The sequence below is a fragment of the Luedemannella flava genome, from assembly GCF_039528515.1.
GTDB lineage: Bacteria > Actinomycetota > Actinomycetes > Mycobacteriales > Micromonosporaceae > Luedemannella > Luedemannella flava.
This window is the reverse complement of sequence record NZ_BAAALT010000076.1, coordinates 92,058-109,810: the sequence shown is the minus strand read 5'-3', so window position 1 is coordinate 109,810 and position 17,753 is coordinate 92,058. Positions and strand designations below refer to the sequence as shown.

Annotated in this window: 13 protein-coding genes; 7 read left to right on the top strand and 6 right to left on the bottom strand. The window is 67.9% G+C overall.

Translation table 11 applies throughout. The features are described 5' to 3' along the window. Positions 1-68: 68 nt before the first annotated feature. From ABD211_RS14655 to ABD211_RS14635, 5 genes are all read right to left on the bottom strand, one after another. Entirely contained in the window at positions 69-1,268 is a 1,200-nt protein-coding gene (locus ABD211_RS14655; protein ID WP_344130933.1) for an RCC1 domain-containing protein, read from the bottom strand. A gap of 203 nt (positions 1,269-1,471) precedes the next feature. Further along, a complete protein-coding gene (locus tag ABD211_RS14650) occupies positions 1,472-3,130 on the bottom strand; it encodes a GH39 family glycosyl hydrolase (RefSeq protein WP_344130930.1) in 1,659 nt (552 codons plus the stop codon). Beyond that, positions 3,123-4,739, bottom strand: a complete 1,617-nt coding sequence (locus ABD211_RS14645) for a glycoside hydrolase family 43 protein (RefSeq protein ID WP_344130928.1) — start codon at positions 4,737-4,739, stop codon at positions 3,123-3,125. The genes ABD211_RS14650 and ABD211_RS14645 overlap by 8 nt, the downstream gene beginning before the upstream one ends. Continuing rightward, the gene (locus tag ABD211_RS14640) at positions 4,739-6,265 is read right to left on the bottom strand and encodes an alpha-N-arabinofuranosidase (RefSeq protein WP_344130926.1); all 1,527 of its coding nucleotides are present in this window, start codon (positions 6,263-6,265) and stop codon (positions 4,739-4,741) included. The genes ABD211_RS14645 and ABD211_RS14640 overlap by 1 nt, the downstream gene beginning before the upstream one ends. 148 nt (positions 6,266-6,413) lie before the next feature. Next, positions 6,414-7,409, bottom strand: a complete 996-nt coding sequence (locus ABD211_RS14635; RefSeq protein WP_344130922.1) for a LacI family DNA-binding transcriptional regulator — start codon at positions 7,407-7,409, stop codon at positions 6,414-6,416. 559 nt (positions 7,410-7,968) lie between these two features. Here ABD211_RS14635 and ABD211_RS14630 point away from each other — a divergent pair. The 7 genes from ABD211_RS14630 to ABD211_RS14600 all read left to right on the top strand — a co-directional run bounded on the left by ABD211_RS14630 (position 7,969) and on the right by ABD211_RS14600 (position 16,339). Further along, positions 7,969-9,663, top strand: a complete 1,695-nt coding sequence (locus ABD211_RS14630; RefSeq protein ID WP_344130919.1) for a type 2 periplasmic-binding domain-containing protein — start codon at positions 7,969-7,971, stop codon at positions 9,661-9,663. A gap of 93 nt (positions 9,664-9,756) precedes the next feature. Further along, entirely contained in the window at positions 9,757-10,809 is a 1,053-nt protein-coding gene (locus tag ABD211_RS14625) for an ABC transporter permease (RefSeq protein ID WP_344130916.1), read from the top strand. 9 nt (positions 10,810-10,818) lie between these two features. After that, on the top strand, positions 10,819-11,778 hold the full coding sequence (locus ABD211_RS14620; protein ID WP_344130913.1) for a carbohydrate ABC transporter permease: 960 nt from the start codon (positions 10,819-10,821) through the stop codon (positions 11,776-11,778). A gap of 138 nt (positions 11,779-11,916) precedes the next feature. Beyond that, positions 11,917-12,471, top strand: a complete 555-nt coding sequence (locus ABD211_RS14615; protein WP_344130910.1) for a DUF624 domain-containing protein — start codon at positions 11,917-11,919, stop codon at positions 12,469-12,471. A 159-nt stretch (positions 12,472-12,630) separates the two neighbouring features. Continuing rightward, positions 12,631-13,014 carry a hypothetical protein gene (locus ABD211_RS14610; RefSeq protein WP_344130907.1) on the top strand — a complete coding sequence of 128 codons (384 nt, stop codon included), beginning with the start codon at positions 12,631-12,633 and terminating at the stop codon, positions 13,012-13,014. A gap of 59 nt (positions 13,015-13,073) precedes the next feature. After that, positions 13,074-15,104: a right-handed parallel beta-helix repeat-containing protein gene (locus ABD211_RS14605; protein ID WP_344130904.1), complete on the top strand. Its 2,031-nt coding sequence runs from the start codon at positions 13,074-13,076 to the stop codon at positions 15,102-15,104. Positions 15,105-15,598: 494 nt separating this feature from the next. Next, positions 15,599-16,339, top strand: coding sequence for a cellulose binding domain-containing protein (locus tag ABD211_RS14600; RefSeq protein ID WP_344130901.1), 741 nt, complete (start codon positions 15,599-15,601; stop codon positions 16,337-16,339). Positions 16,340-16,638: 299 nt separating this feature from the next. Here ABD211_RS14600 and ABD211_RS14595 read toward each other — a convergent pair whose 3' ends face one another. Further along, a complete protein-coding gene (locus ABD211_RS14595) occupies positions 16,639-17,694 on the bottom strand; it encodes a PucR family transcriptional regulator (RefSeq protein ID WP_344130898.1) in 1,056 nt (351 codons plus the stop codon). Positions 17,695-17,753 lie beyond the last annotated feature (59 nt).

Below are 17,753 nucleotides of genomic sequence, written 5' to 3'. Positions count from 1 at the left end.
TCACCGACAGCGAGCTGACCCCGCGCGGCGGCGCCGCGCGGGGTCAGCTCACTCGCCGTCGATCCTGGTCAGACCACCTGTGTCGGGAGCCAGCGGTCGGTCAGGTCGCCGAGGCCGAGTTCACCTCCGCTGTTGCGGCCCCAGCAGTACAGGGTGCTGTCGACGCGGATGCCGCAGGAGTGGTAGGTCCCCGGGGCAACCGACGCCCACTTCGCCTCGTTGCGCCACTGCGTCGGCGACACGCGGATCACCGTGTCGTTGAGGCCCAACTGGCCGGCATAGTTGCTGCCCCAGCAGAACCGGGTCCCGTCGGTCTTCAGCCCGCACGTCCTGTGGCTGGAGAAGTTCGGGGACGGCGACACGGACGCCCAGTTCGCCTGCGAACCCACCCGGGTCGGCAGGCTGCGGTCCTCTCTGTCGCCGACGCCGAGCTCGCCGTCATAGTTGGTGCCCCAGCAGTAGAGCTCGTGGGCGCGGTTGATGGCGCAGGTGTGGGCACTGCCGCCCTTGATGCTCGACCAGACGCCGTCCGCCGGGCCGGCCGGCGTCGGGCTGTTGCGCTGTTCCGTGTCACCCAAGCCGAGCCGACCGTGGTTGTTGTTGCCCCAGCAGTACCGGGCGCCGGTCAGCTTGAGAGCACAGGTGTGCATGCTGCCCGCGCTCACTGAGAGCCAGTCGCTGTCGGTGCCCACACGGGTCGGGGTCGTGACGATGTTGTTCTCATTGCCATGGCCGAGCTGGCCCCAGTCGTTGGCGCCCCAGCAGTAGAGGGCATGGTTGGCGATGCCGCACGTGTGCTCGCTGCCCATTGACAGAACGTCCCAGCTGATGCCGCCCTTCAGCTCCGTGGGAGTGGTCACCCACACCGCGGAGCTGTTCACACCCAGCGTGCCGTTGTAGTTCGAACCCCAGCAGTACGCGCGACCGGAGGTGTTGGTCGCGCACACGGAGTAGGTGTTCACGGTCAGCTGGACCCAGGCGTAGCTCGTGCCGACCCGGGTCGGTCGGTCGCGCCGGTCGGTGTCGCCGACGCCGAGGTTGCCGTGGTCATTGATGCCCCAGCACCACAGCGATCCCCCGGCCTGGATGCCGCAGGTGAACGCGTGGCCGGTGCCGATCTGCCACCAGGTCGGCGCGGCCGCGGCGGCCGGGCCCGCCCCGGAGATCATCGCTACGACTCCCGTGACGACCGCGACAAGGGCGGCGCTGCCGCGCGCGAGCAGTCGCCGCCACCGGCGCGGCCGGCTGTGCTGGTCGGTGTTGTGCACGTCGCATCCCTTCGATCTGTTGACGTGCACCGACCGTATGAGCCCCCAACACCGCCGGTTGGACCACTCCTGGCACAGATCGGCCGCACCAGTCGAGTGCCGGGGCGGACGGGCATCGCGTAGCTGGACACCATGGACCATGCTCAGGTGGTCTGACGTTGCCCGGCCGGTCCGGCCAACCCGTCCGGGCTACCGGGGCAACGTCACCCCCCGATCCGGCGCTGGCGGCCGGGGAGCGTCGGCGCGACCGAGGCGACCGCCCAGCCGGGCAGCGTGAGGTCGATGTCGAGGACGCCGTCGTCGCCGACGGTCAGCGGGGCGCGGTGGAGGCCGTCGGCGACGTGGCGCAGCTCGGCGGTCTGTTCCCGCGTGATGTTGAGCGGGGCGCCCATCTGGTACCAGGCCTCGGCGACGTTCCCGTGCTCCCAGTCGAGGATCTCCACGGTGAGTTCGGTGCCCGGGCGCAGCCCCTCGACCCGGTGCCGGACGCGGCGCTCGGGGCCCATCCCGGCGAGGGCTCGCGTCTCGGCGTAGCTGTTGCGGGACGCGAGCCCCGTCGTGCCCATCTCGGCGGGGTAGTTGTAGAAGATGGCCGACACGTCACCCGTCGCGGACGAGCGGGTGATGGCGCCGTCGGGCAGCTCGGCCAGGAGGCGGTCACCGAGGCGGTGGAGCATGGCCATCGCGTGGAACGTCGGCTTGTGCAGGCCGTTCTCGTTGACGAACCCGAAGCCTCCGTGGAAGGGGCCGATGCCGCCGCCGCCCTCCTCGAACACGTCGGTGAAGGTCCAGTAGGAGATCGAGTCGGCCAGCGACGCGCCCTTGAGGAACGCCCGGACGATGTACGCGGCGGCGAAGAGCGTGTCGTGGATCGCGTCGCGGCTCGACGGCGAGGTCGACCACTCGGTGATGTGCAGCTCGGCGTCCGGGTAGGGGCTGTCCTTGATGATCTTACGCATCAGCCGCAGGTCGTCATAGGTGGCGTCCTTGTGACGCGTGATCGCGCTGACGTTGCCCAGCGAGTCCGCCGCGTAGTCGGTCGGGTACAGGTGCGTCGACAGGAAGTCGATGGGCACCCCCCGCTGCGCGCAGTACTCGATGAACTCGCGGATCCACACCGGCTGCCAGTCGAGCTCGTCCGGGTCGGCGGCTACCGCGGTCTCGACCTCGAGCGACCGGTCGTGCCACTCCCCGCCGTAGCGGGCGTCCGGGACGAACACGCTTGTCGACGGGCCACCGACCCGCAGCTGCGGGTCGATCGCCTTGATCGCCTGTGCGGTCGCCTCGTACAGCTCGAAGTACTGGGTGCGCGTTCCGGTCCAGAAGTTCGGCACGAGGTTCGGCTCGTTCCAGACCTCGAAGGGCCACTGCCGCACCTCGTCGATCCCGTACCGGTCGATCCAGTGCCGCACCGTCGTGTCGACCAGCTCGACCCAGCGACTCATCTCCTTCGGCGGGCTGCAGTGCGCCTTCCACCAGAAGAGGGTCTCGGTCTGTGTGGCGAGCCCACGGGGCATGAACCCGAGCTCGACGAACGGGCGGGCGCCGGCGTCGAGGATCGCGTCGAACACCTTGTCGACGTACGCGAAGGTGTAGACCGGCTCGGGCAGCGGCTGGTTCGGGCCGAAGCCGCCGCCGTAGTCCGTCCGGTACACGAACATGTCGTCGTGGAACAGGCCGTGGAAGCGCACGTAACGCGCGCCCAGCACCCCGACCGCCTCACGGAAGTGCGCCTGCCAGTCCGCCCGCAACGCCTCGTTCGCGCGGCCGGCACCGACGCACTCGTTCCACACGTGATGCAGCGGCACCTCGGCGGGTGCCTGTCCGTCGATCAGCAGGGCTGACGTCGCCTGCTCAGTCATGGACAGCTCCTTCGGTCTGTCGGTGGGTACCGGTGGTGTCGCTGACCCGGAACCAGTCCACGTCGACGTATCCCCCGGGCTCGGCGGTGGCGTAGTTGAAGATCGCGAACCGGTACCCGGTGAAGTGCGCGAGGTCGTACCGCATCCGCACGGTGTCGCCCAGCCTCGTCCAGTTGCCGCCGTCGTACGAGTACGCGAACCACGCCGTATCGACGGCGTCCCGGAAGTCGACGTCCGCGCGCAGGTAGACGACGTCCGCCCGCAGCGGCACCGGTGCACTGGTGAAGGCGATGACGCCGTCAACGCCCGCCCGGCGCATCACCAGGCTCCTGGTCCCGCCCTCCATCGTCACGGCGATGTACCCGTACGTGCGCTGGTAGGCGGAGATGCCTGCGACGTCCCCGTCCTTCATGTGGGAGACGTCCAGCGAGATGGTGCCGGAGCTCGTGGGTCCGAGCGTGCGTTGGGTGAGCGTGTTGCGCGCGTCGAGGATGCCCGACGCGACGCTGCCCGTGGTCAGCCGCAGGTGTCCGGGCCGCTCGGTGAGCGACCAGAACCGGTTGTCCGGGTTGTGGTTCCACTGCCACTGCAGCCCCAGGTTCGACCCGTTCCACGCGTTCTCGGCGGACTCAGTTAGGTGGTCCGTGTTCGCGGTGTTCCAGTGGCCCGCGCGCTCGCCGAGGTTGTCGAAGTCGTCCGAGGCGACCACGGCGGCCCCGTCACCAGGCGTCCGCGCGGGCGCTTGAGGATGGAGAGCGAACACCGGCCACCCGTCGTCGTCCCAGGTCACGCCGACGAGCTGAGGCGAACGACCCAGCGGGCCCTCGTCCTGGAACAGCATGGCGTACCACCGCCCGTCGGACGTCTGGACGACGCCACCCTGGGCCACGCCGGTTCCGGGTCGGCCCGCAACCGTCACGCCCTGGCTGAGCACGACCCTGCCCTCCCACACGCCGCCCGCCGACTGCGGCGTCAGTGACGTCGACCGCCACAGCACCTGCTGGCGAAGGCCACCCGACGGCCACTCGATCATGAAGACGTAGTAAAAATCCCCGATCCTGTACGCGTGAGCGCCCTCGGCGTTCAGGCCGCTGGTCTGGTCGACGTTGGCGTCGTCGACGAGCCGCGTCGCCGGGCCGTCCCACGCGAACGTCCCGTCGTCGTGCCGGCGCAGCCTGCGCAGGTCGATCGACCCGCCACCGTAGACAAGCCAGACGTCGTCGCCGTCGAACAGCAGCGACTGATCGTGGGCGTACCCGTCGAGCACCGACCTGCGCCACGGCCCGCGCTCGATGTCCGGAGTCGAGTAGATGTACGTCCGCTGCGTGGTGAGGCTGCCGACCGATACGTGGTAGGTCCCGTCATGGAACCTGATGCTCGCTGCCCAGCTGCCCTGGCCGTAGGCGTCCTGGCCGTTGCGCAGCGCCAGCGCGTCCGTGTCGTCGAGGATCGCCGCGGTGTACCCGGCGATGGACCAGTGCACCAGGTCGCTCGAGCGCATGATCGGGACGCTCGGCGCGAAGTACATCGTCGTGCTGACCATGTAGTAGCACCGGCCGTCGAAGACGACGTCCGGGTCGGGCACGTCAGCGAAGATGACCGGGTTCATCAGCGCAGCGCGAGCGCCACGGTGACGTAGGCGTGGGCGGGCAGGTCGACCTCGAGCCCGCGGGGGTGGGGGCGCACGCCGGCATGGTCGGTGGGGGCGACGGCGTCGAGCTGTCCGGGGGTGTTGTGCGCGTCGAGCGCGGTGGCGGTCAGCACCCGCGCGGTGTGCCCGACGACATCGCGGCCGCGCAGGTCCAGGACGAGGGTGCGGTCCGTCTCGGCGTCGAGGTTGGACAGCGAGACCAGGGCGGTGTCGCCCTTGACCGACGCGGACGCCGAGATCAGCGGCAGTTCGGTCGCGTCGACGGCGCGGGTCTCGACGTCGCGCAGGTGCACCGCGAGTGCGGCGGCGTCGTGGTGGCCGGTGTTCATGGCGAAGACGTGGTACGTCGGGGTGAGCACGAGCGCCCCGGTGTCGGGGTCGGTGAGGATCATGGCCTGCAGCACGTTGACGGTCTGGGCGATGTTCGCCATGACCACGCGCTCGGCGTGACGGTGGAACGCGTCGAAATGCACGGCGGCGACCAGGGCGTCGCGCAGCGTGTTCTGCTGGTACAGGAACCCGGGGTTGGTGCCCTTCTCCACGTTCCACCACGTGCCCCACTCGTCCACGACCAGGCCGACCTTGCGGTGCGGGTCGTAGCGGTCCATGACCGTGGAGTGCCGGGTGAGCAGCTCCTCCATGCGCCGGGCGCGGGCCATGGTCACGTACCACTCGTCGGTGCTGAACCCGGTGGCGTCACCCTTGTCCGACCACGACCCGGCCATCGTGTAGTAGTGCAGCGACACGGCCTGGAACGGGCCCGCCGACCCGGCCGGGTCCGCCGCCAGGTCGTCGAACGAGCGCAGCAGCGTCTCGGTCCAGTGCAGGTCGTCCCCGTTCGCGCCCGCCGCGATCCGGTACAGCAGGTTGCCGCCGTGGTTGCGGGTGTAGGTCGCGTACTGCCGGGCCAGCGAGGCGAACTGCTCGGCACGCAGGTTGCCGCCGCAGCCCCACGCCTCGTTGCCCAGGCCCCAGAACGGCACCCGCCACGGCTGCTCGCGCCCGTTCGCCCGCCGCAACGCCGCCATCGGTGAGTCGTCCGCCCGGGTCAGGTACTCCACCCAGTCCGACATCTCCGCCACCGACCCGGACCCCACGTTCCCCGACACGTACGGGTCCGCACCGAGCAGCTCGCACAGGTCCATGAACTCGTGCGTGCCGAACGCGTTGTCCTCCACCACGTCGCCCCAGTGCGAGTTGACCATCCGCGGGCGGCTCCCGCGCGGGCCGATGCCGTCACGCCAGTGGTAGTCGTCGGCGAAACAGCCGCCCGGCCAGCGCAGGTTCGGGATCGAGATCGCCCGTAACGCCTCGACCACGTCCGAGCGGATGCCCCGCACGTTCGCGACCGGCGAGTCCTCACCCACCCAGAACCCGCCGTAGATGCACCGCCCCAGGTGCTCGGCGAAGTGTCCGTACACGTGCCGGCTGATCGTGGCGCCGGGCAGGTCGAGGTCGATCACTGCGGTCGTGGTCGTCGTCATTGTCTTCCCATCAGTTGCGTGTTCCGTCATTGCGGGCCTCAGCGAGGAGCTCGCGGAAGCCAGACCCGCGTCGGGCCGGGGGCGCGGCTGCCCCAGGTCGAGAAGGGGATCGCTGTCACCGTGTGCTCGTCGCCGAGCTCGGTGGGCCCTACGCGCCACCGCGGGTGGAGCCACGCACCACGAGACGGACGGGCGTGACGACGTGCTCAGCCGGGCCGGTCCAGCCCGCCATCTGCCGGCGCAGCAGACCCACCGCGGTCTCAGCGACACCTTCATGGTTCGCGTCGACGGAAGTGAGGCCAGGCGGGACGAAGCTCGCCATGTCGATGTTGTCGAACCCGGCGAGCTGGACGTCGACGGGCACCCGAAGCCCGCTCTCTGCCAGGGCCGCGACGGCGCCGAGCGCGACGACGTCGGTGACGGCGAAGACGCCGTCGAAGGGCAGATCGGACGCGATGACGTGGCGCAGGGCATCACGTGCGGCCGCCGACGTGTAGGTGGAGACGGGCACCACATAGCGTGCGTCGACGTCGAGGCCGGCATCGCGAAATGCGCGCTCCCAGCCGATGCGGCGGTCCGACGACATCATGTGCGCGGTGTCGAACGTGCAGCCCAGCGCAAGGATGCGCCGCGAGCCGTGCTCGATCATGTGCGCCGTCGCAAGGCGGGCGCCCTCTTCGTTCGCCAGCCGCACGTGGTTGAAGCGGTCGGGCACGTCACGCTCGCCGAGCAGCACGATCGGCTTGGACGTACGCACGCGGTCCAACTGGTCGCGGTCGAGGCCGACGACGGACAGCAGGACGCCGTCGTAGAACTGGAGTCGCGCGACGCTCAGCGCCGCCATCTCATGCTCCGGGCTGGCGCTCGTCCGCTCAAGGACGAGGTGCCGCCCCTCAGCCTCGATCAGCGGCGCGATCTTGTCGGCGACCTCACCGAAGTAGTCGTGGAAGCTGGGCACGATGAAGGCGACGGTGTCGGTCCGTCCCGCGCGCAGGTGTCGCGCGGTCAGGTTGACCTCGTACCCCAGAGCCTCGACGGCGGCCATGACACGGGCACGCGTCGGCTCGTTGACCGGGAGGCGCTCGTTGAGGACGTTCGACACGGTCATGACCGAGACGCCCGCCTCACGGGCGACGTCCGCCATCCTCACCCTCGCCATGTGTATCCTCCTGTCCCCGACGTTCTGCCAGCCCAGCAACCTCTGACGAGACGCTCGCCGCCCGGCCACACCGCGGGGGCGCCGTTATATTATCGATAAAATGCCGCTTGGCAAGTGCGTCCACCGAGCCTGATGGGGCGAACTTCTGGTGACCCAGTGACGGGGTCCGGCGCCATCCCACGCCTACGGCGCCACCACGGTCACCGCTTCGCCGGCCTACAGCGACACCCTGCGCCTGATGCGCACCTGCCCGTCTCCGGGCACGTCGATGGTCACCTCACGCGTCGCCAAGGCGTGGAGCACCACGCGAACCCGTCGGCGGGGCGTCGTTCTGGAGGGTGTGGCGCATGCGGCTCCTTGCCTGTGGACCGAGACGTCGTCGTCTGGTGCGTACGCAGGGCTTGACGGCACGCGATCCCGTCTCTACTTTATCGCTAAAATCGCGACGAAATCGCGACGGGATGAGGACGCGAGCCCCGATCTCACGTCCGCAGCGCACGACGTCCGGCCACCACCGCCCGGACAGTTTTCTCAAAGGAGAGACATGAAGAGTCATTTCAGACTCGGCGTCCCACGCCGGGCCGGCAGGCGGCTCGCCGCGGCCGCCACGGCCACGGCACTCATCGCCCTGGCTGCCTGCTCGCCGGACACCGCGGACAGGGCGGACAAGTCGGGAACGCTGACCCCCAGCGACCCGACGGAGCTCTCGGTCTGGATCACGTCGGCCGAGCAGGCACCGGCACCCGACAACAAGATCACCAAGCTGCTCAAGGAGAAGCTCGGTGTCACCCTGAAGTACGAGATCGTCACGCCGGACAACGTGGACCAGAAGATCGGTGTCATGCTCGCGGGCGGTGAGTACCCCGACCTCATCGGCACCACCGACCTGAAGCTGCGTCTCCTGGAGGGCGGGGCTCTCCTGCGCCTGGACGACATGCTGGCCACCGGGGACTACCCCAACCTCGCCGAGTACGTCAAGGGCTACAAGAAGATGAGTTACTCGGGCGACGAGGTGGACAAGGGCCTGTACATCTTCCCGAACTACAACCGCTTCTACGGCGACATCACGGGCGGCACCTACTACGGTCCCGCGTTCTGGATCCAGAAGCGTGTGATCGCGGACGCCGGCTACCCGGACCTCAGCAACATGACGCTCGACCGCTACTTCCAGCTCATCTCGGACTACAAGGCGAAGCACCCCCAGACCGACGGCGCCCCGACCGTCGGCTTCGAGGTTCTGGCGTCCACGGGCCGTGAGTGGGGCATGACCAACCCGCCGGCGCTGCTGGCAGGCTCCCCGAACAACGGTGGCGTCATCGTCGACAGCGCGAACAACGCGACCATCTTCGCCGACAAGGACATCGCTAAGAACTTCTACAAGGTCCTCAACCAGCAGTACAACGCGGGTCTCGTCGACCCCGAGTCCTTCACCCTGACGTACGACCAGTACACCGCGAAGCTGGCCACCGGCGCCGTCCTCGGCATGCACGACCAGGGCTGGGACTTCGGGACCGCCACCCAGTCGCTGCAGAGCGCCGGCAAGGACGAGTACACCTACGTGCCCCTCATGCCCGTCTACCCCGGGGCGAAGCCCTACTACGCCGACCGCCCCGTCATGAACACCAACCAGGGGTTCGGCGTCTCGGTCTCCAGCAAGCAGCCGAAGAAGGCACTGAAGTTCCTCGACATCATGCTCAGCGAGGACTGGCAGAAGACGCTCTCCTGGGGCGTCGCGGGCGAGGACTACCAGGTCGGCGCCGACGGCGTCTTCTCCCGCACGGACCAGCAGCGGAAGAACTACAAGGACCTCACCTGGCGTGCCTCCAACCGTCTCCTCGCGCTGCTCGACGTGCTGCCCAAGCGCAACGGCAAGTTCTCCGACGGCAACGCCTACAGCCCCGACGACCAGCCCGCCGAGTTCTTCGCGACGCTGAGCGACTACGACAAGAAGTTCATGGAGAAGTACGGCAAGAAGACCTGGGTTGAGTTCATGAACCCGCAGCCGGAGAACCCCAAGTACTACCCGGCGTGGAACATCACGCTCACCGACAAAGCCAACCAGGTCAACCAGCAGCTGACCGACGCCAGCGTGCAGAACCTGCCGAAGATCATCGCCGGCAAGCCCGCCGACTTCGAGGCGAAATGGCAGGCCTACGTCGACGCCCTCCACAAGATCGACATCAAGGTGTACGAGGACGTCATCAACGCTGGCATCAAGCAGCGTCTGGCCGACTGGTAACAGTCCGCGAGCAATCGTGGTGGGGGGCGTGCGCCCCCCACCACGACGCGTTCTCGATTACCACCCACTGCTCCTGACGACGAGGTTGGACAGATGACGGACGCCACGGTCGGCACCCTTGTGACCGCCACCGGGCTCGAACCGGCCCCGGAGCCCGCGAGCAGTTCGCGTGCCCAGAACCGCAAGGCCCGAAAAAATGCAGCGAAGGATCCCAAGCGCAAGATCACCTGGGACAGGGTCTGGGCGCAGCGAGCCCTGCTCCTGATGGCCGTCCCGCTGCTGCTGTACCAGATCCTGTTCAAGTACGTCCCGGTCTACGGCTGGGCGATCGCCTTCCAGAACTTCAAGCCGGGTCGCGGCAGCATCTGGAACCAGAAGTGGGTCGGTCTCGACAACTTCGTCAACCTGTTCACCGGTGTCAACGGTGAGCAGTTCCGCCGGGTCGTGGTCAACACGCTGGGACAGTCGGTCCTGACCCTGATCGTCGGGACCTTCGGGGCCATCGTCCTGGCACTGCTGCTGAACGAGGTCAAGAACCAGCCGTTCAAGCGGATCATGCAGAACATCACGTACATGCCCCACTTCCTCAGCTGGGTGATCGTGGCGAGCCTGGCAGCGGTGGCGCTCTCGCTGCCCTCCTCCGGCGGGTTCATCAACCAGGCCCTCATGAACCTGCACCTCGTCGACCAGCCGGTCCTGTTCCTGACCGAGCCGAACTACTTCTGGCAGATCGTCGCCGGGACGAGCCTGTGGAAGGAGCTGGGCTGGAACACGATCCTCTACCTGGCCGCGATCACCGCGATCGACCCGGGCCTGTACGAGGCCGCCGAGGTCGACGGAGCAGGCCGCTATCGCAAGATGTTCAGCATCACGCTCCCGGGCATCATGCCCACGATCGTCGTGCTGCTCGTCATCAACAGCGGCTGGATCCTGTCCACGAACTTCGAGTTGCCGTACTTCCTCGGCAACGGCCTGGTCGCCGAGAGGGCCCAGACCATCGACGTCTTCGTGCTGCACTATGGCTACCAGCTGGGCAACTACAGCCTCGCCGTCGTCGCGGGCATCTTCAAGACCATCGTCGCCATCATCCTGGTGGGCTCAGCGAACCTAGCGGCCAAGCGCCTCAACCAAGAGACGCTGGTCTAGGAGGACTTCATGTCAAGCACCCTTGTCGCGAAGCCTCCGGCGCGGCGCACATCACGAAACAGTTCACCGCGTCACAAGTGGACGATCGAGCGGATCATCTTCACGACGCTCAACACGACCTTCCTGCTGGCCCTCGCGGCGCTCATGATCTACCCGCTGCTGAACACGCTCGCCATCTCCCTGAACGACGGCTCGGACGCCGTCCGTGGCGGGATCGGCATCTGGCCTCGGGTCTTCTCGCTGCAGAACTACAAGGTCGTGTTCAATATGCACACGATCTACCAGGCGTTCTTCATAAGCGTCCTGAAGACGGTCGTGGTGGTGGCGACAAACCTGTTCTTCACCTCGATGCTCGCCTACGCGCTCAGCCGCAAGGATTTCATCTTCCGCCGCTCGATCACGCTGATCTTCGTGCTGACGATGTACTTCGACGCCGGGCTGATCCCCAACTACCTGCTCATCAAGGACCTGGGCATGCTGAACAGCTTCCAGGCCTACTGGGTGCCGACGATCATCAGCGCGTTCAACCTGATCATCCTGCGCACGTACATGAAGTCGATCCCCGACGAGATCTACGAGTCGGCACGAATGGACGGCGCGGGCGAGTTCCGCACGTGGTGGCAGATCGTGATGCCGCTGTGCAAGCCCACGCTGGCCGTGGTGGGTCTGTTCGTGGCCGTCGGCAGCTGGAACTCCTGGCTGGACACCCTGCTCTACAACTCGGGCGATCCGGCGTTGACCACCCTGCAGTACGAGCTGCAGAAGCTGCTGGCGAACTCGATGAACGCCGGCGTGAACGTCGCGAGCTCCGCGGGCAACGCGGCCGGGGCACACGGCGGGCAGATCACCACACCGATCGCGCTGCGGTCGGCGATCGCCATGGTGGCGGCCGTCCCCATCCTGTTCGTCTACCCGTTCCTGCAGAAGCACTTCGTGTCCGGTCTCATGATCGGCTCCGTGAAGGGCTGATGGCGTCGGCCTCCCGCACACGCGGGAGCCCCCCCGTCCTCAGGACCCGCAACTCCGCACCGAGAGGCACCGATCATCTTCCGCTTCAACCCCGCGTCGCGACTGTGGCGCATCCTGGACTCGCTCGGCTCCGTCATCGTGATCAGCCTGTTGTGGCTCGTGAGCCTCGGCCTTGTCGTGACGGCGGGAGCGGGAACGGTTGTCGCCTACGAGCTTTGCCGCCGGTACGTCCTGGGCAAGGACGCAGGCCCCTGGGCCATCGCCACGAAGGCGTTGCGGCAGAGCTGGAGGCAGGCGACCGTCATCGGCCTGCTGGCCGCCCTGGTCGCGGCCGTCGGCATCCTCACGCTCTCCTACCTGCCCACTCTCGGGCTGGCCGAGGTCTGGGTGCCGCTCATGGTCGCCGGACTTTTCCTCCTGGTCCTGGTCTTCTGGTGCCTCCCCCTCGTAGCCCGCTTCACCAACCCCACCTGGCGCCAGGTGCGCAACGGGCTCACGTTGGGGCTGACGACGCCCAGCCTGACGTTCCTGCTCGGGATCGCCGTGGTCCTCGGGGGCGTCGCCATCTGGAACTTCATGCCCGCGGTGTTCGTGGTGCCCGGCCTGCTCCTCCTGTGGTGGTGCTACCTGCTCGAGCGGTTCTTCGTCGCCCGGGGGTACGTGCAACCGGAGCCGAAGGAGGCGGAGGTCTGACGCTCTCCAGCCATGGACCTGAGTTGTCTCGGGGTGAGGCTCCGTCAAGGGGTAACCGTAGGCGCGCACAGCCATGCGGCAGTCCGTCGTTGGCTTTCGTGCGCTCAATCGCGGCCACCGCTGGGTGCTACGTCGACACGGTCGTTGAAAGGAGTAGCCGTGGAGATCCTGAAGGACTACATCCTCGGCGACACGATCGCCCGCTACCTGCAGCCTGGTCCGGGCGAGCCTGTGGGATTGACGCTCTTCCCGGCCGCAATGGCAGGCCAGATCGCCGAGAAGTCGTCTGCCCTCGACTCGCTCGTCCAGATCAAGACCGTCGGTGACACATACCCGGGCGGTTCGGCCGGTCGTTCGTTGCGCAACGGTGGCACCGTCGCCACGCTCACCCTCGAGTCGCAGCGCGAGGACAGGACCGATGCCGGTGTCACGGTCGTGACCCTCCTGCGCACGCACCAAGGGTGCCTCGTCGAACACCATCTGCGGTGGCAATCGGGCGCAGCCGGCATTGGTGCTCACGCAGATCGAGAAAGTCTAAATTGAGATCATCAATGGTGAGCAGCGCTCCTACTTTCCCCGTCCCTGAGGCTAAGGTTCCCGGCGTGGAGCTGCACGTCGCGAAGTCTGGTTCCGACACCGCCGCCGGAACCGCGGAGGCCCCCCTGCTCACGATCGGTGCCGCCGCGGCGCTGGCCCAGCCGGGGGACACCGTCGTCGTGCACGAAGGCGTGTACCGCGAGTGGGTGAACCCGCCGCGCGGCGGTACGGCTGCCGCGCCGATCACCTACCAGGCTGCGCTGGGCGCGGACGGCCTGTTCGAGACGGTGACGATCTCGGGTGCCGAGGTGATCGCCGACTGGCATCCGCACGCGGGCCCGGCCGGCCGGGTCTGGGTGGCGACGGTGCCGAACTCCCTGTTCGGGTCGCGCAACCCGTACCGCGAACGCATCGGTGGGGACTGGTTCTTCGACCAGGTCAACACCTGGCACACGGGCGAGGTGTATCTCGACGGCACGTCGTTGTACGAGTCGCAGACCTTGGCCGGCGTCGAGCACCCCGAGGTCACCGTGGACTCGTTCGACCAGGCGGGCTCGCTGCTTACCTGGTACTGCGAGGTGGGCGACGACGTCACCACGATCTGGGCGAACTTCGGGGGCGCCGACCCGGCGGAGCACCAGATCGAGATCAACGCGCGCACGTTCGTCTTCTGGCCCGCCGCCACGGGCATCGACCACATCACGGTGCGCGGCTTCACCCTGACAAAGGCCGCCACGCAGTGGGCGCCGCCCACGGCGCTGCAGGAGGGCCTGATCGGCCCGCACTGGTCGAAGGGCTGGGTGATCGAGGACAACACCATCACCGACTCGAAGAACGTCGGCGTCTCGCTGGGCAAAGAGGCCAGCACCGGGCAGAACGAGGCGGCCGCAGGCCCGAAGGGCGCCAAGGGCGGCACCCAGCGCGAGCGCGAGGTGATCCAGCGGGCGCTCGCCCTGCGCGGGCCCGCCGCGGGCGAGCCGCACCCGTGGGACTCCGACCACGTCGGCTCCCACACGGTGCGCCGCAACACGATCCGGGACTGCGAGCAGGCCGGCATCGTCGGGCACCTGGGGGCGGCGTTCTCGACCATCAGCGACAACCACATCTCCCGCATCCACGTGAAGCGACAGTGGCACGGCGCCGAGGTGGCCGGCATCAAGCTGCATGCCGCGATCGACACCGTGATCAGCGGAAACACCATCCATCACACGCACCGGGCCCTGTGGCTCGACTGGCAGGCCCAGGGCACCCTGGTACGGCGCAACGTCTTCTACGCCTCCACCGCCGAGGACTTCATGGTCGAGGTCTGCCACGGCCCGTACCTCGTGGACTCGAACCTCTTCCTGTCGCCGTGGGCGGTCAAGGACATGTCCACCGGCGGCGCCTACGTGCACAACTACATCGTGGGTCGCATCGCGAACTGCACCGAGCACCAGCGGTACACCCCGTACCACCTGCCGCACTCCACAGCCGTCTACGGAGTCTCGAACATCCTCGGTGGAGACAACCGGTTCTACAACAACGTCTTCGTCGGCGACCGGGCGCGCGCCGAGCACACCGAACCGCAGTCGGAGCCGACGCTCGCGAGCTTCTGGTCCGGCGCGATCGACATGGACGGCGTGCCCGGGCAGGCCACCTTCGTGCCGACCCCGGTGGGCACCTCGCAGTACGACGCCTACCCCACGGCAAAGGAGTACCCGAACGAGGACGGCAGCGCGCTGGCCGGGCCGCGCCTCCCGGTCTGGGTCGAGGGCAACCTCTACGCGGAGGGCGCCGAGCCGTTCCGCGCGGAACCCACCGCCATCATCACAGGCGCATCACCCGTACGGGTCGAGGTGCTCGACGCCGCGGCCGGCACCCTTCGCGTCGAGGTGGCCCACCCGGGCGGTACCCACGTGGTCGCCCCGGTGACCACCGAGCGCCTCGGCACCAGCTACCAAGCCGAGATGGGCTACACCAACCCCGACGGGTCTGATCTGGACCTGAGCGCCGACATCGGCGGGATGCCCCGAGGTGAGGTTGTGCCCGGGCCGTTCGCCGCATCGGCGCCCGTCACCCGGATACTCACCGCGCCAGAACCGGCGGGTCGGCGCTAGTACCGCTACGGGAGTTATGGCGGGTAGCCGCGTCGGGCCCAGTGGCTGGTACGGTACGGCCCGACACCATCCTGCGCTGGCACCGGGACCTCCTGGTTGCCATCGCCGTCGTCCCGGACGAACAGCTCAGCGGTGTCAAAGTCCAGGACCTGCCCAACCTCCAGGTTGGGCAGCGTCGCGCCAACTACCGTAGGCACTGCGGAGCCCTTTTCCGCGTACACGTCAACGTTGGGGAACCACGCCGGCTCGGCGAATTCGCCGACGCGATCGCCTCGGGCGGCATCCTCCACGAGTAGCAACATGCAACCCGCACGGATGACATCGCCTGTCAGATTGTGCGGTCACGGCCGAAGTCGCCCGCATCATCATCGAATCCGATGGATCAATTGCCACTTAGGATCAGTTGAAGTCGTCACGTCGACTTGCTTCAATGTATCTAACATCCATTGCGTGAGCTGGCCTTCAACGCGTCTCCACCATCTCGGGGGGCAATGATGTTCAAACGCTCAACCGTCCTCGCAGTAGCCATCCCGCTCGCCGTCGCCCTGGGGGCCGGCCTGGCTCCCGCTGCAGCCTCGGCCAACGTCCCCGTGCCGGCCGTGGCCGCCGCCGACACCACACCGCCAAGTGTCCCGACCAACCTCCGCGCCCTCGTCAACTGCACGCTCCAAGTGACGCTGACGTGGGACGCCTCGACGGACGACGTCGGCGTCACCGGCTACGACATCTACCGATCCACGCTCACGGGCACGCCCGCGCTGATCGCCACCGCCGCCGCCACGACCTTTACCGAGAAGATCGTCGGACCCGCTTACTACGACGTCCGCGCCCGCGACGCCGCCGGCAACGTGTCCGCGCCGTCGGAGCGCAGGCTCGTAACCTTCCCGCCGGGGTGTAGCCCCACTCCGCCGGCGACAACCGCGCCGGGCTCGCCCGCCTGCTCCGCGACCGCCGCGCTCAACATCTGGACCGGCGGCTTCCAAGGCCAGGTGACCGTGAAGAACACAGGTACCAACACGACGACATCGTGGACCGTGACGCTCAGCCTGCCGAGCGGCGCGATCATCACCCAACTGTGGGGTGGGCGCACGGACAGCAAGGCCAGCCCGTACATCATCAGGAACGAGACCTACAACGGCGTACTGGCGCCGAACGCATCGACCACGTTCGGTTTCGTGGGCACCTGGACGGGCGGCGGTGGCGGCACCTTGGCCACGTGCACCCGCACCCCCTGAGCTCAACCAGCGGCGCGACTACCGTCACCACCCGACGTGGTGACGGTAGTCGCGTTCAGGCGACTTCGTAGACCGTGTTCGGGTGGTCGCAAGCGCACAGCGTACGGACGATGATCGGTTCGACCCGACCCATTCGAAACGGTGACCCTTGCCGGCCAACGGATATGTCCTCGCGGTCATCGACCACGCCACCCGCCGGGTTCGGATTCTGGGTGCCACCCGGGCACGGTTCCTGATCCCTGACCGGGACGGCAAGTGCCCGGCGATGTTTGGCACACGATCCGCGCCGCTGCTCACCCTTAATGGGGCCAGCCGAGGAGTCGGGCACCGAGTACGGCGGTGTGCAGGGTGAACCGTTGGGTGGGTTCGTTGGGGTGGTAGCCGGTGAGTGCGTGGATGCGCTCGAGGCGGTAGGTGACGGCGCGTACGGATAGGTGCATGTGGCGGGCTGTTGCGGTGTGGTTGCCCTGGTTGTCGAAGAGGACGGTGAGGGTGTCGAGATAGGGCTGGGCGCCGCCGCGGGCGTGTTGTAGTGGGCCGAGGACGGTGGTGACGAGGTCGGTGATGGCGTCGCGGTCGCGAAGGAGTACGGGGAAGACGAGCAGGTCGGCGGCGTTGAGGATCGGGGTGGTGAAGCCGAGCTTGTCGGCGAGGTCGAGGGTGTTGCGGGCTTCGTCGAGGGAGGTGGCGATGCCGTTGATGCCTGGGTGTGCGCGGCCGACGCCGATCTGCCAGGTGTTGGTGCCGAGGCGGGTGAGTAGGTGGTGGGCGAGTTCGGCGGGTAGTCCGCGAAGGCCGCTGGTGCTGATGCAGATGAGTTGACCGTCGCGCAGGGTGGTGAGGGTGTTTCCGGCGCCGTAGCGGGAGGCCAGGGCCGCGTCGATGTCGCGGATTGTGGTGTCGGTGAACGCTGGGCTGGAGGCCACGGTGACAACATGGCTGCCGGAAAGGCGGATGCCGTAGCGGTGGGCGCGTTCGGCGAGGTGTCCGGGGTCGGCGCGTCCGGTGAGTAGGTCGTTGACGAATCCGGTGCGTTGTTCGTCATGGTCGGCCAGATGACGGCGGATATGGTCGTGAAAGCCGGCGGTGGTGGTGTTGATGACGTCGGTCAGTGTGCGGAGCAGGTCCGTGGCGTGGGCGTGCACGGCGGTGGGGGTCTCGTCGGGCTGTGGGCTGCGCCGGGTCCACATGGTGGTGGCTGCGCTGAGCATGGCCGTCACGAGGTCGTCGAGGCTGTCGGTCGCGTCGGCGGCGCTGCGACCGAGGATGGTCGCCTGTCGCTCGCGGTGGGCCCCGGGTGGCAGCAGCAGCAACGCCTCGCACTGCTCGGTGAGTTCCTCGGGATGATTGCTCATCGGGTCTTCCTTGGCGAGCGGTGGCCACCGCCGTGCGGTGGCGGCCACCTGCAGGTGGG